At 36.8% G+C, this 18,371-nt stretch carries 14 protein-coding genes and 2 pseudogenes; 6 read left to right on the forward strand and 10 right to left on the reverse strand.

The window, feature by feature from the left end; translation table 11 throughout:
* Window positions 1-433 precede the first annotated feature (433 nt).
* Window positions 434-2,611, forward strand: coding sequence for an AAA family ATPase (locus tag ACKRAT_RS14340; RefSeq protein ID WP_411843045.1), 2,178 nt, complete (start codon window positions 434-436; stop codon window positions 2,609-2,611).
* A gap of 56 nt (window positions 2,612-2,667) precedes the next feature.
* On the opposite strand, the pseudogene ACKRAT_RS14345 reads toward ACKRAT_RS14340, so the two are convergent.
* The 9 genes and pseudogenes from ACKRAT_RS14345 to ACKRAT_RS14385 all read right to left on the reverse strand — a co-directional run.
* Window positions 2,668-2,772, reverse strand: a pseudogene (locus tag ACKRAT_RS14345) (IS30 family transposase); the annotation flags it as partial.
* A gap of 421 nt (window positions 2,773-3,193) precedes the next feature.
* A complete protein-coding gene (locus tag ACKRAT_RS14350) occupies window positions 3,194-4,153 on the reverse strand; it encodes an IS30 family transposase (RefSeq protein WP_411843046.1) in 960 nt (319 codons plus the stop codon).
* A gap of 237 nt (window positions 4,154-4,390) precedes the next feature.
* On the reverse strand, window positions 4,391-5,668 hold the full coding sequence (locus tag ACKRAT_RS14355; protein WP_411843047.1) for a TRAP transporter large permease: 1,278 nt from the start codon (window positions 5,666-5,668) through the stop codon (window positions 4,391-4,393).
* A 39-nt stretch (window positions 5,669-5,707) separates the two neighbouring features.
* Complete coding sequence (locus ACKRAT_RS14360) at window positions 5,708-6,214, reverse strand: TRAP transporter small permease (RefSeq protein WP_411843048.1); 507 nt, start codon at window positions 6,212-6,214, stop codon at window positions 5,708-5,710.
* A gap of 120 nt (window positions 6,215-6,334) precedes the next feature.
* Entirely contained in the window at window positions 6,335-7,357 is a 1,023-nt protein-coding gene (locus ACKRAT_RS14365) for a TRAP transporter substrate-binding protein (protein WP_411843049.1), read from the reverse strand.
* A 20-nt stretch (window positions 7,358-7,377) separates the two neighbouring features.
* On the reverse strand, window positions 7,378-8,802 hold the full coding sequence (locus ACKRAT_RS14370) for an NAD-dependent succinate-semialdehyde dehydrogenase (protein ID WP_411844469.1): 1,425 nt from the start codon (window positions 8,800-8,802) through the stop codon (window positions 7,378-7,380).
* 104 nt (window positions 8,803-8,906) lie between these two features.
* Window positions 8,907-10,055 (reverse strand): iron-containing alcohol dehydrogenase, encoded by a 1,149-nt coding sequence (locus tag ACKRAT_RS14375; RefSeq protein WP_411843050.1) that lies wholly within the window; start codon window positions 10,053-10,055, stop codon window positions 8,907-8,909.
* 87 nt (window positions 10,056-10,142) lie between these two features.
* Complete coding sequence (lhgO, locus tag ACKRAT_RS14380; protein ID WP_411843051.1) at window positions 10,143-11,357, reverse strand: L-2-hydroxyglutarate oxidase; 1,215 nt, start codon at window positions 11,355-11,357, stop codon at window positions 10,143-10,145.
* Between the two features lie 26 nt (window positions 11,358-11,383).
* On the reverse strand, window positions 11,384-12,049 hold the full coding sequence (locus tag ACKRAT_RS14385) for a GntR family transcriptional regulator (protein WP_411843052.1): 666 nt from the start codon (window positions 12,047-12,049) through the stop codon (window positions 11,384-11,386).
* Window positions 12,050-12,833: 784 nt separating this feature from the next.
* On the opposite strand from ACKRAT_RS14385, the gene ACKRAT_RS14390 reads away from it, so the two are divergent.
* Window positions 12,834-13,895, forward strand: a complete 1,062-nt coding sequence (locus ACKRAT_RS14390; protein WP_411843053.1) for a DNA methyltransferase — start codon at window positions 12,834-12,836, stop codon at window positions 13,893-13,895.
* A 113-nt stretch (window positions 13,896-14,008) separates the two neighbouring features.
* Here ACKRAT_RS14390 and ACKRAT_RS14395 read toward each other — a convergent pair whose 3' ends face one another.
* The gene (locus ACKRAT_RS14395) at window positions 14,009-15,088 is read right to left on the reverse strand and encodes an IS30 family transposase (protein ID WP_411843054.1); all 1,080 of its coding nucleotides are present in this window, start codon (window positions 15,086-15,088) and stop codon (window positions 14,009-14,011) included.
* A gap of 106 nt (window positions 15,089-15,194) precedes the next feature.
* Between ACKRAT_RS14395 and ACKRAT_RS14400 the strand changes: the two are divergent.
* The 4 genes and pseudogenes from ACKRAT_RS14400 to ACKRAT_RS14415 form a co-directional block, all read left to right on the forward strand.
* Window positions 15,195-15,515 (forward strand): annotated as a pseudogene (locus ACKRAT_RS14400) (tyrosine-type recombinase/integrase); the annotation flags it as partial.
* 17 nt (window positions 15,516-15,532) lie between these two features.
* Window positions 15,533-16,546: a hypothetical protein gene (locus ACKRAT_RS14405; RefSeq protein ID WP_411843055.1), complete on the forward strand. Its 1,014-nt coding sequence runs from the start codon at window positions 15,533-15,535 to the stop codon at window positions 16,544-16,546.
* Window positions 16,546-17,055, forward strand: coding sequence for a type II toxin-antitoxin system death-on-curing family toxin (locus tag ACKRAT_RS14410; protein ID WP_411843056.1), 510 nt, complete (start codon window positions 16,546-16,548; stop codon window positions 17,053-17,055). Before ACKRAT_RS14405 ends, ACKRAT_RS14410 begins: the two co-directional genes overlap by 1 nt.
* A gap of 36 nt (window positions 17,056-17,091) precedes the next feature.
* Window positions 17,092-18,171: an IS30 family transposase gene (locus ACKRAT_RS14415; RefSeq protein WP_411843054.1), complete on the forward strand. Its 1,080-nt coding sequence runs from the start codon at window positions 17,092-17,094 to the stop codon at window positions 18,169-18,171.
* Window positions 18,172-18,371: the final 200 nt, after the last annotated feature.

The raw sequence follows: 18,371 nt of genomic DNA on the forward strand, positions 1-18,371 counted from the left end.
AGGATCAGAAAGGTGTCGAAGTTAGAAGTGATTGTAGATGTGCATCAATTGAAAAAGCAGGGATTTAGTATATCTGTCATTTTCAATTTTATTTTGCACTAATTTAGTCGATAATTTTCACTATAGATAAGAAACACAGCTTATCTTTTCAAGGAGATAGCTGGGTTTTAAAGTCAGCTGTGCAAAATAACGCTTAAAATATATGTAATTTACCGTCAAAAATGACAGCTAAGCATATCAATACATATATAATGTCTATTTAGGGTCTACCTTAAATTGACATTTTATATTTACTTTATAGTCTTGTTCCATTATACAGTTCCGAGGAGGACACATCAGATCGTTATTGGTAAAACGCAAACAGATTAGAGCAATACATTAATATATTGAGAGATGTATAGTAAACTATACTTTTAGAGGGGGGGGATTTAACATGATTAACGAACTGGATTTATCCTTTTATTCAGATAGATTTCATGAAATGAAATTAGAAGGATTGAAACAAAAAAATTTTGTATATGGAAAAAATGGAACAGGAAAGTCTTCAATTACTGAAGCAATAAAGAATAATCATTCTACTGAGTACGATATACACTTGTTTGATGGGTATAAGAGAGTTTTTGGAGAAAATGAAAGGTTAGATGCTATTGCACTTGGTGAGAAAAACAAAGAAGTACAAACTAAAATTGAAGAGTTAAATAGCACTATTAAAGAGTTGAGTAAAGATTTAAGAGAGCCAGTTAACGATGAAGAAAACACTTATTCTAGACACAGAGATTCACTCCAAGATTATTTGAAAATTAAAGAAAACATTGAAGAGTATTTTACAAAATGCGCAAGTGAAATTAAAAACCGTGGTAATCCTCAAGTTGCTTCTCCTACATATAATAAACAGTCTTTTAAAGAAGATATGAATAAAGTATCGAAAATTTCAAAAGATGAAATAAGAAAATATGAAAAGACAATAAAAGAAGACAGGAAAGATATCGAAGTAAATCTAAAACTTCCTGTAATTAATGGGGAAGAGATACAAGAAGAAATAAATGGTTTATTAACTACCTCTATAAAGCCTACAAAGATTATTAATGAGTTAGAAAGTGATCACCGCAAACAAAGTTTTGCACGAGAAGGTATGAAGGTTCACTCTCATAGGGATTCTAATGGAAACTTATTACATGAAGAGAGTTGTGCTTTCTGTGGCAACACTATCTCTGAATTACGATGGTCAGAGTTAGATGACTATTTTTCGGAAAGTTTTAAGAAGCACGAAGAAGATATGAGCGAAAAAATAAATGAAATTGACGTGCATATCGAGAGAATTAACGACGTAGAGAAAATAAACAAAAATGATTTTTACTTAGCATACGAGGAAGAAATAAATGAGTTGAATGCTGAGATTTTTGATTATAAAAATAATACAAATGAGTTTTTAAGAAAACTAAAAAGAGCTTTAAAGTATAAGCTTCAGAATATTTTTGAAGAGTCAAAAGAAATGGAATTATCTACGCAAAATAACGGACAAGAAATATTGAATAAATATAATCAAATAGTAGAAGAAAACATAAAACTCTCTCAAAATATAGAGCAAAGAAAGAAAGAAGCACGTGATAAAATCCGCTGGCATATTGTGAATTTATATATTGAAAGTAGTGACTATAAAGAACTTCATGATCATCTAAACGTGAGTAAAGGAAGAAAAATCGAAATTGAAACATATTTAAATGACTTACAAGAGAACTTAAACAAGTTAAAAAATGAAAAATCTGAACTGGTCAACAACTCTAAAAGTAATGTTATTGCTACAGAAAATATAAATAAGCTACTCAATGGTTTAGGTAATTGCACCTTTACTTTAGAGCATGTTGAAGAAGAAGGAGAGCAAAGGGGACAATATAGAGTTAAAGGAATAGATGGTTCTTTGCGCTCTGTAGCAGAGTTAAGTGAAGGAGAAAAAAACATTCTAGCATTTTTGTATTTTTTGAACAAACTTGAAGATGTTGATCAGAACACGGAATATGACAAGGGAAAAATTATTATTTTTGATGATCCAATGACGAGTAATGATGATAATGTTCAATATTTGATGATAGGTGCTTTACAAAAGTTATATGAACAACAAAATCACCCTCAGTTATTCGTGCTTACTCATAACAATCATTTTTATCTTCAAATGTGTCCAAATAAAAGGAAATACGACAAACAAAATTATTTAAGACTAATTAAAATGAATGAGAAAACGGAATTCGTTAAAATTACTGAGCCCAAGGATGATTTGAAGCCTTTGTATCATGAACTGTGGGAGGAATTGAAGTTTGCATATGAGAATGATAAAACCACATTTATGTGGAATAATATGAGAAGAATCTTAGAAGCTTTTAATAGGTTTGTATATGGGAGTGAACAACCAAGAGATATAGAGAGAAATATTGGAGAATTTGAAGGCAAAATATTAGCTGTATCTTTAATTAAAAGTTTACATGTAAATTCTCATATAGGTTATGAAACAGATGTAGATATAAGTGGAAAATCCAAAGAAGAGCTATTAGAAGTATTTAAGAAAGTTTTTGAAGCTATAAAATTTGAAAGTCACTTTAAAGTATACTGGGGGTAAATGTGCAATGAGACTAAGTTTATATCGCCGATTGAAAATTTAAAATTCTTCGTTTGTCAAAATAAGCTAGACAATTTGCCTACATCCATGTAACTCATAAATACTTCCAACGGAGTTTGATAATCCAGTGACTTTCTCGGGATATGATTCCGCCTGGCAGCAGCTGAAGCAACGAACCCCCGTCCTCTGGGTGTCTGAGACGGAAACAGCTGCGATTTTAACCACGTATTTGTCATTTCATCTGTCAGTACTGTAATCTCCTTTTCTTTCGCCCGGTTAATCACTTTACTGTCTGTCTTGAACTCCCAATCGATGCACTGATGGTCCGTTGGCTCACCCCTTTCTTATAGAGTTCTAGTATTTTTCGATACTGAATCACATCAAAAAACCTCCTGTATACTAATGTCACACCATAGGTGTGCGCCATTAGTATACAGGAGGCACTGATATATTTTTCATAGTGGCACCAGATTGCTGCAATGAGTGGCTCAATTCAATGCACTCCGTGGCTCAAAAGTCTGCATGGCCGGCTCAAATGGAATGCAATATTCACTGATATAAGATTTTATATAACTTCGTTTGTCAAAATAAGCTAGACAATTTGCCTACATCCATGTAACTCATAAATACTTCCAACGGGGTTTGGTAACCCAGTGACTTTCTCGGGATATGATTCCGCCTGGCAGCAGCTGAAGCAACGAACCGCTGGTCCACTTCATTGAAATCCAATTGTTTGGGCAGTCCATCCTTTCGAAGCATTCCATTGGAATGTTCATTCAGACCGCGTTGGGACGGCGTGCCCGGATCCGCGAAGTAAATGGAGACATCATTGTGATTGCTCATTGTCTGCCAGTTTGAAAATTCCTTGCCACAGTCGAATGTGATGGACTTGAACAGATTTCTGGGTACCTGATGAAACCAGTCATTGATCACTGTTTCGATGTCTCCCGCTGTTCTGCCTTCGGGTTTGAGTGTAATAATCGCTTTCGACAGCCGTTCTACGAGGGTGACCACAGCACTTTTATGGTGGACGCCCACAATGGTGTCGCCTTCCAGATGACCGAATTCTTCTTCGAATGCCGGATAGTCCGTCTCTCGATCAGACATCGTCCGTCTGAAAGATTGTCTGCCCCGGCGTTCCTTATGGCTGTTGGGTTTTCTTTTGCCTTTCATTGGCAACGTGGAAATATCAAAGGCGTTGCGTTTGAACATACGGTACAGGGTCCGTCCGGAACAGCCGATGTTGTGTTCGCGCCGGCCGGCAATCACATCGGGTGTCCAGCCCTGAGCGACTTTTTCTTCAACATAGAGATGTTGATCGGCGGGCAGTACAGTCTGTTTTCTACCACAGCGTTTCTTGTTCTGCTTATAGCGCTTGTAATAATCCAGTGCCGTGTGTCCGTCTCTCAGAAAAGTCACCACATTGTGTACCGTCTGACGGGCGCGGCCCACCTGTTTTGAAATCTGGGTTATAGAGGTGCCTTGATGAAAATAGGATTCTATTATTACCAATTCATCCGTGCTAAGATGGGTATAGGTCATTCGTGATCACTCCTATGATTTCTTTGGTTGGAAATTCATTTTGAGTGTATCACGAGTGGCTTTTCTTATGTGTCTAGCTTAATTTTACAATCGGCGTAAATTAAAGTACTATTTCTCATGAAAAGGGTAAATATTTATTTGAAAAACGTTTCTGATCATTTTAAGTGTTGAAGATACTCAAAATTCTTGAAGTAGTGGCTCAGACATTCCGCTTTTGAAATTTCAACGCGACATACCTTAAGTTAACCAGTTTAACGGAACAGTTATTATTTCAGGAATTAATATAATAAGGAGGAGAAATATTAAATAACCTAGGAGAAATGGCCAAACACCTTTTATAAGATCAGCCATCTTTACATTAGCTATACTACCTCCCACATACAACGCGATACCAATTGGAGGGGTGATCATTCCAATACTTAAGTTCAAAATCATTAAGATACCAAAATATACCGGGTCGATTCCTGCCATTTCTATAACAGGTACGAGAACAGGAGTGAAAATCAATATTGCTGGAGTGATATCCATAACCATTCCAACTAATAGAAGTAATAGATTTATAACAAGCAATAATAATATAGGATAGTCTATAAGAGGTTCTACTAAACTAGCAATTTCAGTCGGCAAATTAGCGATGGTGATGAACCAGGCAGTAACCATAGCGGCAGCCACCAACAGCATCACCATACTTGTAGTTTTGGCTGCATTAAGGATACTGTCATATAGTTGTTTTATTTTGATTTCTTTATATACAACGGTTCCAACAAAAAGAGCATAGAAAGCCGCGACTACACCGGCTTCGGTGGGGGTGAATATACCAAAACGTAAGCCTACAATAATTATTATAGGTAAAAATAAAGCCCATATGGCATCTTTGGTTGCCACCGCAATTTCTTTGATACTTTTTCGTTGCTCATACTCACTTTCATATTTCCTTGCATAGAACGACCATATAATCATTAAGATAATGGCCATAGTCAACCCAGGAGCAATTCCTCCCATAAAAAGCTGAGTAATTGAAGTACCGCTTGAAACACCATAGAGGATCATAGGAATACTTGGTGGTAGCACAGTTGCTATAATTCCAGCTGAAACGATAAGACCAGTTGCGACTTTAACGTCATAGCCTCGGTGTACCATCATAGGGATAAGTATTGCACCTAATGCAGCTATATCAGCAATCGCTGAGCCTGATAAGCCTGCAAATAGCACACAAGCGATTATAGCAACATATCCTAACCCTCCTTTGACATGACCAACTATGGACATGGCAAAATTCACTATACGGTTTGAAATTCCTCCGCTATTCATGAACTCTCCAGCTAACATGAAAAAAGGAATGGCCATTAAAGCAAAGTTGTTTGCACCATCTATAAGATTTTGAGCTATAGCATGTGTACTGAATAAATCCATTGAGAGCATCAAAGCGATACTACTTAATATTAAACTAAAAGCAATAGGTACCCCAAGTGCCAAAGTCAAAAATAATACTATTACAAATACAGCTATTTCCATATTATTATAACCTCCTTTTTATAACATCCATAAAGACTACTAATCGTAGCTGTATTTTTTCCTGAATAATTTGATTATATTATTAATTGTAATGACGGCCATACCAAGACTCATCACAACTCCAACACCATAGATATAGGACATTGATATACCAGTGGCTGGTGAATTAACATGTGTATTCTGTAATGTCATTGTCCAACTACCATCTAAAATTATCATGAGTGTGAATAAAACTAGAAAATTGCTAATAATAAGTAGTATCCTTCTGACGCCTGGACTGACTGCGTTAGTAATCAGATCCACACTCAAATGAGCTTTATTTTGAAGGACAGTAATTGCCCCTAAAAATATCATCCATATAAATAGGTATCTTGATAGCTCTTCTGCCCAAGTTATGCCTGAATCAAAAATATAGCGCAAAATGACATTAGCAAAGACTAATATAGCCATCAAAGAAAGGGATAGAACTATAAGCATATTTAGAATCTTTGGAATCGCTGATAAAAATTTTTTGATAAGATTACCTCCTTTTAACCCAATAAGCATTTACATGTGTTACTTCATAAATCATATTTTGAATATAAGGGCTAAGTTTTATAAGCAAACTTAGCCCTTATATAAGATGAGTTTTTATCTCTTACTTTTGATTAAAGTATTATCTAATATTTAATTAGCAAGCTCTCTGATTTTTTCAACTGTTTCTTCACCCCAAGAATTGCTTTCATAGAAGTCGTTGAATACAGGCTCTGTTGCTTCCACCATTTCAGAATGAAATTCATCATCTGGATAAATGATTTCTAAACCTTCTTCTTCCAAAAACTTGATTTCTTCTTCAACCTCAGTTTCAGCTAATTCCCAAGAATGCTCTAGTGTTTCATCCATTGCTCCTTGAACGATATCTTGTTCTTCACTGCTTAATTCATCCCAGAATTCTTTATTAGCAACTATGTTATTAGGAAGAAATTCATGGTTTGAATGAAGAATATGACTTTGGACTTCATAAAATCCACTTGCACTAATTGTTGAATAAGGGTTTTCTTGTCCATCTACTACACCTTGTTCTAGAGCACTGAATAACTCAGACATTGGTAGGGGTTCAACTGTAGCTCCAAGGGATTGTCCAATAGCTATCATTTGTGGTACATTAGGCATCCTTACGCGATAACTTTGAAAATCTTCCATACTTTCAAGGGGTTTGTTACTGGAAAATACTCTATAACCATTAACACCGTAACCGAGGTGCTTTAGACCAGTATTTTCTTCCAACTCACCTTTAATTTCTTCTCCAACCTCACTATCTAAGACCCTGCTTGCATGATCAAAATCATCAAATAGGAAAGGTAATGTAAATAGGCCAATTCTTGGTACTTCACTTTCCATAATCACTGAAAGGATACCTATTTCAATGGATCCGCTTTGAGTGCCCTGATATATAGCTTCCTCTCCGCCCAGTTGATTATTAGAATAAATTTCAACTTCCAGTGAGCCATTTGATTCCTCTTCCACTATAGTTTTGAATTTTTCTTCAAACGCTACATTAACCCGGTGATCAGCTCCGTAGAAATTCGCAACTTTAATCTTTTTAGTTTCAGAATTGCCGTCTTCTGCGGTGGTCTCTGATCCGGACTCACAAGCTGTCAACACTAACAATAAACTTGTTATAAATAAGGTTAAAATATTTTTCTTCATCTTTTTCCCTCCAATGATAATTACTTCAGTTTTCTGGAAATGAATTTCTCTTCCAAGTACTCCTCAATTCCATGATGACCACCTTCTTTGCCCATGCCACTTTCTTTTAAACCACCAAATGGAGCCTGAGCAACGGTAGGTAACCCATCGTTATATCCAATGACTCCAAAATCAAGTGCCTCAGAGACTCTAATAGCCCTGTCACCATCATTAGTGAAGAAATAGGCTGCTAAGCCATATTCAGTACTATTAGCATATTCAATTACTTCTTCTTCAGATTCAAACTCAATTAAAGGGGCAACGGGTCCAAAAGTTTCTTCCCTTGTTATTAACATATTATGATTCACCCCAGACATGACAGTTGGTTCATAGAAGAAACCTTCTGCCGACGCCTCCTCTAATTTCTTTCCGCCTATAAGTAATTTTGCACCTGATTCAATAGCATCTTTTACATGAGCGTTTGCTTTATCCAATCCATCTGCACTAACTAGAGGCCCTACCTCATTACTTTCTACTAAACTGTCGCCGACCTTTAATTCTTTGACTTTTTCTACAAATGCTTTGGAAAATTCGTCCATTATAGATTTTTGAACGTAAATCCTGTTTGCGCAAACACAGGTTTGTCCCGTATTTCTAAATTTGCTTTCGATTGCGCCATCAACTGCTAAATCTATATCTGCATCTTCAAAAACTATAAAGGGGGCGTGGCCTCCAAGCTCAAGGGAAAGTCTCTTTAGGTGAGTCGCTGATTTGACAACTAGTGATTTGCCCACTTCTGTAGATCCAGTAAAAGATATTTTCTTTACTATATCGTTGGAAAATATCTCTTCAGAAATCGCACTTGCACTACCCGTTACAATATTTACAACACCCCTAGGCAGCTCTGATATTTCCAATATTTTTCCAAATGCTAATGCAGTCAATGGTGATTGTGAGGCAGGTTTTATTATAGTAGTACAACCCGCCGCCATGGCAGGAGCTAACTTTCTAGCAAACATTGCAAGAGGGAAATTCCATGGCGTTATCGCGGCTACTACTCCAATAGGTTGTTTTATTACTGATAATCTTTTATCTGGAGCAGAAGATGGAATCATCTCTCCATAAATTCTCTGTCCTTCTGCTGCATACCATTCTAGATAACTTGCTGAAAAATCAACTTCTTTTAATCCTTCTTTGTAAGGTTTGCCCATTTCGAGACTCATTATTTCTGCTAATGAACTTTTGTATTCAATCATTAACTCTCGTATTCTAAGTAAATAAGCTGACCGCTCTTTAGCAGTTAGGCTAGCCCATCCTTTAAAAGCGTGGTCGGCAGCTTCGCTGGCCATTTTAGTTTCATTTTCTTTTCCTTTAGGTACCGAGGCAATAACTTTATTAGTTGATGGATTAACTACTGAGAAAGACTCTGAGTCATCTGCTTTCACCCATTCACCGTTAATGAACATAGAAACATTATCAAAATCAATCAATTTATTTTGAATTACTTTAGTCATCTTAAACTCTCCTTCATTATGGTAATTATCACTTTTAGTGATTAACTCATTAGTTTTTAGAAATTGAATTCACCTTTATGAGCATTTTCAATTATCAATTTAATGTCAACTGCTTTGGTTAAGCGAGGATTCACATTCACATTGCCACTCTTCATTGAATCTTCCACTAGTTTTGAAATTTGGTTTAAATCCACCCCCAAATCTCTTAAGTTAGATGGTATTTTCATAGCTTTGTTCATTTCAATAACTGATTCTACGGCTTTTTCAGCAGCTTCCATAGGGTTTAAATTGGTTACATCATTTCCTAAAGCGATTGCAACATCTCTATAACGTTCTGAACAAGCTGGTAAATTAAATTTCATAACATAAGGTAGTAAAACAGCATTTGCAATACCATGAGGTATATTAAAGACTCCACCTAATGTATGAGAGATGGCATGCACATTTCCAAGCCTGGATTGAGCAAATGCTGCGCCTGCTATCATAGAAGCATTCAACATTTTCGCTCTGCTCTCTATATCTGTACCAACAAAATATGTTTTTACAAGATTTTCACCGATTATTTTTACGGCATTCAATGCTAAAGATTCACTTACTGTATTAGCAGTCTTTGATGTATACGATTCAATAGCATGTGTAAGGGCATCCATCCCAGTCGATGAAGTAATATCCTGTGGGAGGTTTATAATCAAGCTTGGATCCAATATCGCAATATCAGGATAAACATATGGACTAAGTACTCCTAATTTAAAAGAGTTTTTTTTATTGGTTACTACTGTGGAATTTGTGACTTCGCTTCCCGTTCCAGCCGTTGTAGGTATAGCTATGATAGGTAGGGGCGGAATTTGGACTTTTCCTACGCCTTCATAATCAAGTATACTTCCAGGATTCGTCGCCATGACTGCAATCCCTTTAGCTGTGTCAATGCTACTACCTCCCCCGATTCCCAATACAGCATCACACTTAAGCTCTTTTATAGTTTCAGTACCTCTATAAAATGTCTCTGCATAAGGATTTGGCTCTACCTCGTTAAAAATATTGAAGTCAATTCCAGCTTTTTGAAGAGATTTTATAATAGGTTTTAATAAACCAGCGGCCTCTATCCCTGGATCAGTAACTAGAAGAATTTTATTTATATTTAGATCTTTAATGATTTCACCTGTTTTGTCAGATATCTTATTACCGCTCTCTACTCTAGTTGGCATAAAATAACTAAATGATTTGTTGTAAATAAGTCTTCACTCCTAAACTAATATATTGATTTCCGGATATAATTATAAATAGGTGATTACCTAATCTACATCCGCTATCGGCTTTTCAACCTTGTTCGAAGTCATGTCAGCAATTTCTTTGCCGATTTCAATTGAAGCAGTGGCTGCTGGAGATGGTGCGTTAAGCACATGAATAGACCTTTTTCCTTCAATGATATGAAAATCATCCACCATTTTACCGTTACTGCTTATGGCTTGTGCCCGGACGCCCGCTGGCCCTGGTATTAAATCTTCTTCTTTGACTTCCGGTATTAATTTTTGAAGGTTTTTAGTGAATAATTTTTTACTGAACGAGCGAGCGTACTCATCAGCTCCTTCTTTTAAAAATTTACTAGCCAATTTCCATAAGCCTGGGTAACTAACTGATTCAATAAAGTCTTTAGCATTAAAGTCGCTCATTTTATAACCTTCTCTTTTAAAACTCAGTACAGCGTTAGGTCCTGCATCTACTTCTCCATCTATCATACGGGTAAAATGGACTCCTAAAAATGGAAATTTAGGATTAGGCACTGGATATATAAGATTATTTACAAGATGCCGTTTATTAGGTTTCAACTTAAAATATTCTCCTCTGAATGGCATGATTTTCATGTCAGTTTTATAACCTGCAAGACGCGCCACTCGATCACTATGTAAACCTGCACAGTTTATAAGTGTCTTTGTGTTTAGAGTATCTTGATTAGTATCTATAATTACTTCGTCATTTTTTTCGACTATTCTCTTAACTTCAGAATTGAGATGGATTTCTCCACCATTTTGTACAATGATTTCCGCAAATTTTTCGCTTACCTGTTTAAAATTAACAATACCTGCTTGCGGAACTCTTATTGCCCCAACAGAGTCAACGTGAGGTTCTATTTCATGTAATTCTTTTGCACTTATCTTCTCTATTTCAAGTTCATTTTCAAGACCTCTTTTGTAAAGATTATCAAGTAACGGCAACTCTTCCTTTTTTGTTGCAACAATAACCTTGCCGCAAATATCATGATCGATGTGATGAGCTTTACAAAATTCTGTCATTGATTTATTGCCTTGTCGTGCTAAGCGGGCTTTTAAACTGCCTGGTTCATAATAGATACCTGAATGAATAACACCACTATTATTGCCAGTTTGATGAGAAGCTATACTTGATTCTTTTTCTATAATTACTAATTTACTTCCTGGATAGATATCAAGGAGTGCCATCCCAGTTGATAGGCCAACGATACCTCCACCAATAATCGCAAAATCATACATTTGTAATTACACCTCTTTTAGTTTCTTTAAAAATCATTCAAATTGTCCATGTGCTGAATTAAGTTATTCTTTGTGCTTAAAATATGATATTCCACTGCTGCTTTGAGTTCTGAAGGGTCACCCCTTAAGGTTGCCTTATATATATTCCTGTGTTCTCTTTGAGTTTCTGGATAATAATCCTTGAGTAAGCTAGGGGCAATGGGTGAAATGCCTAACGATTGAACCATTTTCTTTAACCTTGGCCACGGACAGGCTTCAAGTATCACCTTATGAAAAGAATGATTTAATTCTATATACTCATCATTAGTTTCATCTGAAATCTCCAACTCCTCCATACGCGTGAGGATATTTTTTAAACTCATGAGATCCTTTTCGCTCAAGAATGGCAGGGCTTTTTCTACGGCAAATCCTTCCATAAGGGCACGGGTTTGATAAATTTCTTCAATGTCATCTTTAGTTATTGGAGTCACTATTGTACCTTTGTGGGGGATTATTTCTACTAATCGTTCTTCTTGTAGTTTTGCAAAAGCTTCGCGGACTGGCATCCTACTTACATTTAGCTTTAGAGCCCATTCTTCTTGAATTAGATGTTCTCCTTTTTGTAAGTGCCCATTCAAAATTTCTTTTCTTATTTTATTGGTAACATAACTAACAATTGTGGTTTTATTTTCAGTTGAGCTTTCCAGTTTCATTATATTTCCCTCCTTACATTGGATACATTTTCTATAATATATCATTGTAAACCGCTTACATCAATAAGAATTTTAGAAATATTCTATTATTTTGTATCCAACGTTAGTGATTTCCTAATAGGAATTGAACTTTCATTTATAAATAATGCTTTAACATTTAGTTATAAGTTTTATTTCTTTAATTGTGATTGGAGTTACGATTTATGAGTATTCAGTAAGTTATTTGCCGGAGATTGCTGGCCTTGAAAAAATATAGGAAAAATATTTATTGAGATGTTTGGGATTATGAGGGTTTTCTAATAAAGAGGACTTATTGCTAAACAATAATATATCTATAAATATTTAAGTCTTCAAAAATAAATTATAAAGAGTGATAGATATTTCCCACTATATCCATTGAAGAAAATTAATCACTCCGAATCAGTGACTGCATTTCTTCGTTATTCACCCAACTACAAAGCTATTGAAAGTCTATATAGGGAAGCTAGCATTATATCCAAATAACGACCGTTTATTGGAAGGTTAGAAGTAGATAAAATATGGTTAGTTTTACTATAGATTGTAAGTACAAAAACCCGTACAATTATCTTTGTACAATATTTTAAAGACTTATTGAGTTTTTGTACCATAGCCAAAGCTTGTGAGCGCTGATTAGAGAATTGAATACATATAACCCCCTAATAAGAGAAACATAAGGAGGAAAAATTATGAGCAAAATTGGTAGGTACTATCTATAACATTGTTAATAGCAAGTCTGAGAAAAAGATCGGAGAGAAATGATTTTATGGAAACAAAGCTCCAGGAAGAGATTAACGAAGTTTTAAAGACATTTCCTGAATATTGGGATAAAAATACGCTATTAAAGAATAAACTAATTGAGGATATACGATCGTACAACGAAAAAATAATAGAAGCTCTTTTATCTAATAACTTGATAAAAGATACATACGCTCTTCAACTGCCCTCAGGGACAGTTTTTAAAACAGAAGATTTTATAAGCATGTTGCGCTTCAAAAACTATTGGGATAACAGCTATACAAAATATACAAATGAAGTTGGCCTAACAAGCGAAGGAAAATATCTTAAATACAATACAGATGTTGTGCTCGATTTTCCACATAAAGATTCTGTTTTAGAAGGTGGAATGACAAAAGAGGATATAGGAAAAAAGGAAATTTATTATCACAATGTCATAGCAAAAGAAGAAATCGATACTTTGTTGTCGCCTAAGGCTCTAACTGGCATGAAGAAATATGATGAAGATGGTACATATGAGATTAATCGTATAAATGACAACGATAATCTTATTCTGAAAGGTAATAACCTAATAGCTCTACACTCCTTAAAAGAAAGATATGCTGGCAAAGTAAAGCTCATATATATAGATCCTCCGTATAACACTGGTGGAGACAGTTTTAAATATAACGATCGTTTTAATCATTCAACATGGTTAACTTTTATGAAAAACAGATTGGAGATAGCTCAAGAATTATTAACAGATGAAGGATCAATAGTGATTCAATGTGATAATAATGAACAAGCACATCTAAAACTCTTATGTGATGAAATTTTTGCAGCCGAGAACTTTATAGCAAACGTTTCAGTTAAAATGTCCACTTTAAGTGGAGTAAAAGTTTCTCATAAAGACAGGGCTATTTTGAAAGAAGCTGAGTACCTATTAATCTACTCAAAAAATAAAAACCAATTAAAAATTAAACCGCAATATAAACCAACTAAAGATATCAGTGATGAATTTAGATATTACCTTGAGCGAAATAATTCAAATGACCCTAAAAATTGGACTATAAGATCCTTGAAAGAAGTTTTGCAAGAAAATAATTCGTAAATTTCAAGTTTAAGTTAGCCACCGAGTAGATTCCTGTTATAGAGCGTGTGAATGCATGATAGGCAACGGGGATGTCCGCCCCCGAGGGGGCGGAGTGATATTTTACACTTATTCTAGACTGCTGCTTTTTCCTGCTTTAATGCACGCACTATGGTCTCGTGTGGGGTCTGATATCCCAGGATCTTCCGAGGATAATCGTTCATCCATCTTTGAATTCTTTGGATCTGTCGGTCACTGATGGACATCATGGCTGTATGTTTCGGGATAAACCGGCGGATGAGCTTGTGTTGATTCTCGCTGGTGCCCCGCTCATACGAGGCATACGGCCGAGCAAAGTAGACATCCGTGATGCCCTTCAATTGTGCATGGAGCGCGCCAAACTCTGAGCCATTATCGGCCGTAATGGATTTGAAAAGGGTCGACATCCCGATGCCGATACGGCTGGATAGGCCTTCGATGGCATGAGTGACCGATTCGGCGTCTTTATTATCCAGTTTGATCAGCACTTCGAACCGGGTCTGTCTTTCCACCAATGTCAGTAGCACCGGATCCTGCTTATGTTTCTCGCCAATGACGGTGTCAATCTCCCAATGGCCAAACGTCTGACGGTCCTCAACCGCCTCAGGTCGCTCTGAAATGGAGGGACCCAGCACCCGTTTATGTTCCCGGTCACGGGAAGACCGGGACTTTGTCTGTCGCTGGAGTTTCTCGGGCAGATCAATGTTTTTTGTGCGCATAATACCGGCATTAATCCAATCATAGAGCGTCGTCGTACCGGGCACCATATCCGCAGAAAATGCATCCATTGTTTTTGCGGCTCCGACGACGGCATCCGGTGACCAGTGATGGTTCAGCATTTGCGTGTCCGCCCAGTCGACAAATCCATCAGATACGCTCCACTTAGGCCGGCGGCCGCAGTGTTTGCGACGGCTGTCATAAACAGTCTGTCCCCGGTCCGGACAATAGGTTTCATAGTAGTAATCATACTGCCTTTCATTATGGGTTTGGCGTTTGAGTTGGGTGATGGTACCTTTTCGCACTTCATTATGAATGGTCTGGGGCGCACGGCCGAGACGCCGCGCAATCATACGGTTGGAGTACTTTTCCTGCTTCAATACTGCTATTTGCGCCCGCTCGTCCGGTGTCAGATGTTTTCCCCTGTTGGATTCCGTGGTATCATGAAATTGCGTCATGTGATTTCATTCCTTTATTGAGAGTTGTGGTTAACTTCAATATAACATGAAATTCACGTGGCGTTTTTTCGTACCAAGGTGGCTAAGTTGATTATAAAATCCACCAAAATTAAAACAGTGGGAAGAACAATATCAAGACAGAGGATTCCTCTTTACTGACTACAAAGGAAATCCTATTAATAAATCGACTGCTAATAGATGTTTACAGGCTGGAGCAAAAGCAGTTGGTATAGAAAAGCACATAACTACACACACACTAAGACATACTCATATATCGTTGCTGTCTCAACTTGGAGTATCTTTAAGAGCTATTATGGATCGTGTTGGACATAGTGATCATAAAACGACTTTACAGATTTATTCACACGTTACTGAGCAAATGGATAAAGATATGATGAGTAAATTAGAGAACATGAACCATAAATAAAGGAGGAGAGAAAAGCCATGAATAAAGACCTGACTAGTTCAGAGGTTCATAGAAAAAATATTTTAAATAATTCTTTTGCTGTTGAAGAAATCTATAATACTTATGATATAAAAGGCATTGAGTATGAGGGAATCATTTACTTTACTAATAATCAAATAGCAAACTTTTTTAAGGTCGATCCTAGAACTATTGAAAGAACTATTGAAAATCACAAAGAAGAACTTCACTCAAATGATTTTAAGATATTGAAAGGTCAAAAGCTCATCAATTTCAAAAAATCCATTCAGTATTCTGCGACCGACATCAATGTCGGTCCCAAAACAACGAACCTTAGCGTATCAACATTCCGCACGTTGTTAAACTTTGCTATGTTATTACCAAATAGTGATGTTGCAAAAGAAATGAGAAACAAAATGATTAATATAACAATGGATACTATTGCACAAAAAACAGGGGGACATGTCAAATATATTAATCAAAAAGATAAAGACTATCTTAAAAAAGCTTTTATAGAAGAATCAGAAAGAAAAAAATTCACTGATGCATTAAGAGATTTCGTTGATGTAGGACAATATAAGTATGCTTATTTTACCGATTTAATATATAAAGCTATATTTAAAGAAAGTGCAAAGCAATATAAACAAGTACTTTCTTTAGAAAAAAATGATAAAACCCGTGACACTATGTATAGTGAGGTGTTGCTAATTATTGCTACTTTCGAACGTGGATTAGCTCATGAAATAAATTGCAAGTTTGAAGAACTAGGGAGAAAACTCACTAAACAAGAAACAGTTGATGTCGTAAAAAAATATGCAGCACATCCTGATAAATATCCTTTAGTAAATGATGCTAGAACTAAAATGGCAAGTAGAGATTTAGGTTTGAGAGATTCTTTGCATGTTGAACTAGACGAGTATATAAATCCTATTACGCAAGACGATTTTGAAAAATTCTTAGGTGAACAAAGTAAATCATTAGAACAGCAAATAAAGGAACACAAAGATGTTTTTTTAAGATTGAGAGATAAGTAATGGAAGAAACAATTTTTTATTTCGATAAAGAGTATGCAATAGCAATACATGATTCTATCATTGAAGAAAGTGGAGGACTTGAAGGAATTAAAGATTCTGGAAGACTTCATAGTATCTTGGAACATTTACAAAATGATTGTTATTATCCAACTTTTGAAATCAAACTAACTAGATTAATATTTAGCGTTACAAAATTTCATATATTTAATGATGGAAATAAGAGATCTGCCATAGGTTTAGGTGCATATTTTTTAAAAATTAATGATTATGATTATTGCACAGATACTTTTATTGATGAAATGGAGAATATAGTACTATGGACTGCCACAGGACTTATTGATGATAATTTTCTACTTGATATTGTGAAATCAATTATAAATTACGACTGCCTATCAAATGAAGTTAAGTTGCAATTGATATCCATTGAATCTAATACCATTGGTGGATTTTATAATCAACTTAGCCACCTTGGTACGAAAAAACGCCACGTGAATTTCATGTTATATTGAAGTTAACCACAACTCTCAATAAAGGAATGAAATCACATGACGCAATTTCATGATACCACGGAATCCAACAGGGGAAAACATCTGACACCGGACGAGCGGGCGCAAATAGCAGTATTGAAGCAGGAAAAGTACTCCAACCGTATGATTGCGCGGCGTCTCGGCCGTGCGCCCCAGACCATTCATAATGAAGTGCGAAAAGGTACCATCACCCAACTCAAACGCCAAACCCATAATGAAAGGCAGTATGATTACTACTATGAAACCTATTGTCCGGACCGGGGACAGACTGTTTATGACAGCCGTCGCAAACACTGCGGCCGCCGGCCTAAGTGGAGCGTATCTGATGGATTTGTCGACTGGGCGGACACGCAAATGCTGAACCATCACTGGTCACCGGATGCCGTCGTCGGAGCCGCAAAAACAATGGATGCATTTTCTGCGGATATGGTGCCCGGTACGACGACGCTCTATGATTGGATTAATGCCGGTATTATGCGCACAAAAAACATTGATCTGCCCGAGAAACTCCAGCGACAGACAAAGTCCCGGTCTTCCCGTGACCGGGAACATAAACGGGTGCTGGGTCCCTCCATTTCAGAGCGACCTGAGGCGGTTGAGGACCGTCAGACGTTTGGCCATTGGGAGATTGACACCGTCATTGGCGAGAAACATAAGCAGGATCCGGTGCTACTGACATTGGTGGAAAGACAGACCCGGTTCGAAGTGCTGATCAAACTGGATAATAAAGACGCCGAATCGGTCACTCATGCCATCGAAGGCCTATCCAGCCGTATCGGCATCGGGATGTCGACCCTTTTCAAATCCATTACGGCCGATAATGGCTCAGAGTTTGGCGCGCTCCATGCACAATTGAAGGGCATCACGGATGTCTACTTTGCTCGGCCGTATGCCTCGTATGAGCGGGGCACCAGCGAGAATCAGCACAAGCTCATCCGCCGGTTTATCCCGAAACATACAGCCATGATGTCCATCAGTGACCGACAGATCCAAAGAATTCAAAGATGGATGAACGATTATCCTCGGAAGATCCTGGGATATCAGACCCCACACGAGACCATAGTGCGTGCATTAAAGCAGGAAAAAGCAGCAGTCTAGAATAAGTGTAAAATATCACTCCGCCCCCTCGGGGGCGGACATCCCCGTTGCCTATCATGCATTCACACGCTCTATAACAGGAATCTACTCGGTGGCTAACTTAAACTTGAAATTTACGATCTAATACCATTGAATAAATTAGTTAATTTTTTCTAAAACTAGAGACATGAACCCTCTTTAACTTTACTGTATTTAATTTC

The organism is Salinicoccus sp. HZC-1, from assembly GCF_046736035.1.
Taxonomy (GTDB): Bacteria; Bacillota; Bacilli; order Staphylococcales; family Salinicoccaceae; genus Salinicoccus.